The organism is Streptomyces sp. H27-H5 (genome assembly GCF_026627505.1).
Classification (GTDB): Bacteria; Actinomycetota; Actinomycetes; order Streptomycetales; family Streptomycetaceae; genus Streptomyces.
The window spans coordinates 1-1,787 of record NZ_JAPNLK010000267.1 but is presented as its reverse complement, the minus strand read 5'-3'; the positions used below and the strand labels follow the sequence as shown (position 1 = coordinate 1,787).

The following is a 1,787-nucleotide window of genomic DNA, read 5'->3' as shown; positions in this document are numbered from 1 at the left end:
GAAAGAACCTCGGAGAACCCGCCACCGGGACGGCCACCCGGGATACCGGCCTGCCCGAATCCGGAAACCCACCACAAAAGCAATCACACCGCGTGATCAAAGATCACGCGGTGGATCGAGGCTCAGGCCGCTGTCCTCCAGGACGTGAACGGTCGCATCGGAAAGGCCGGCGGCTTCGCCCCTCTCGGCACTGACGGCCTGGTGCCCCCTCAGTACGTACCTGCTCAGGGACCGCCCACGGCCACAGTCGCGGCCTTTCTGGCGATGCCGGCCCCCGCCTACATAGCTCACCGTGGCTCGGGCATGGAGTACCCAGAACACACCATGGCCGCGTACGACGCTGCCCTGACCTCGGGCGTTCGCGCCATTGAAGTCAGCGTGAACGTTACGGCTGAGGGAATCCCGGTCTGTATCCATGATCAGAACCTAGACCGCACGACGAACGCAACGGGGCCCGTCTCGGATTGGGTATACCCGTCCTTGATCAACGGCGTAACGGTTCAGCCCAAACAGATTCTTGGAAATGGCTGGGCCCCTCAGCCCCTCCCCAATCTGCGTAACGTGCTCGACAGGTTCCTAGGGAAGGTTGTCATCTTCCTTGAGCCCAAGAGCAATGAGGCCGCTCCGATCGTGCAGAGCATTCTTCAAACGTATTACCCAACGGCGAATCAGTCGGTCGTGTGGAAGGCCTACTACAAGTCTCCGACTTTCGCGACCATGAAGGCGCGGGGCTTTACCACGTGGGGCTATATCGATGACGCTACGACTGACGCGGACCTCGCGACCTACGGCCCCAACATTGACATGTGGGGGGTCCCCCACACGATGACTCCTGTCCGAATGCAGGAGCTCGTCAACCGTCCGGACAAGAAGAAGGTGATTTGCTGGGAGGTACACAGGCGCTCTCAGCGAGACACCCTTGCCGGCCTCGGAGTCTGGGGAATGATGTGCGCTCAGTACAAGTGGGTTTCGTATGCCAAGCAGATCCTGAAGAAGGACAATTGGGTGACTCAGGTCAAGGCTCCTGGAGACATGGGCCGAACTCAGTACGTTGGAACGCGTGACCTGAAGTACGACGGAACCGGCTGGGCCTTCATGGACGTTGCCGGCGACGCTGTACTCATTGGTTCCTGCTCCATCCCAGAGTTCCCAACCAACGGATACCGCGTCACGTTTGAGATGAAGTTCGACGGCACCGTTCCCACCAACGAACACGCTGGCATTGCCTTCGGCAAGGCGGATGACTCGACCTATCAGTTTGGTGCAGCCAACCCAGCCGGCGGATACCACATGGCATTTCGAGGCAATGGGGACATGCAAATCTTCAGCCACGCTGTCGGCGCCACGAGCGGAACTCAACTTGCCACTGCGGCTACATCAGCCCCAGTGGCAAATCAGGTGATGTCCTTTCAGGTGGATGTAACTCCCGCAAACGTCAAGATCACCCGCACTGACGTAACGCCCAATGTGACCGCTACGAGTACCAGCACGACCTATCGAGGCGGGTACATCCATCTCACCGGAGGCTCCATCAGCAACCTGGCTAACCGGCCTCGCTGGCGAAAGCTGACCGTAAACGCCCTGTAGGACTCACAGACCGACTGAAGCAACCAAGGCGGCCCCCAAATCCAGGTGGCCGCCTTTGTGTTGCCCTGAGACCCCTCAGCCTGGATCCACCGCGTAGTGGTCGGGCTGTGGATGGAGAAATCAGAAGAGGTGCCCGCTGACCTGGGATGATGGGAGTTTCTACGCTTCCATCAGACCCGAGCAAGAGGGCACCTCGTAAG

At 59.7% G+C, this 1,787-nt stretch carries 1 protein-coding gene; it reads left to right on the top strand.

Features of this window, described 5'->3' with window-relative positions:
* The first annotated feature begins 144 nt into the window (after positions 1 to 144).
* Positions 145 to 1,587 (top strand): glycerophosphodiester phosphodiesterase, encoded by a 1,443-nt coding sequence (locus OTB19_RS42640; protein ID WP_267804239.1) that lies wholly within the window; start codon positions 145 to 147, stop codon positions 1,585 to 1,587.
* The last annotated feature ends 200 nt before the right edge of the window (positions 1,588 to 1,787 follow it).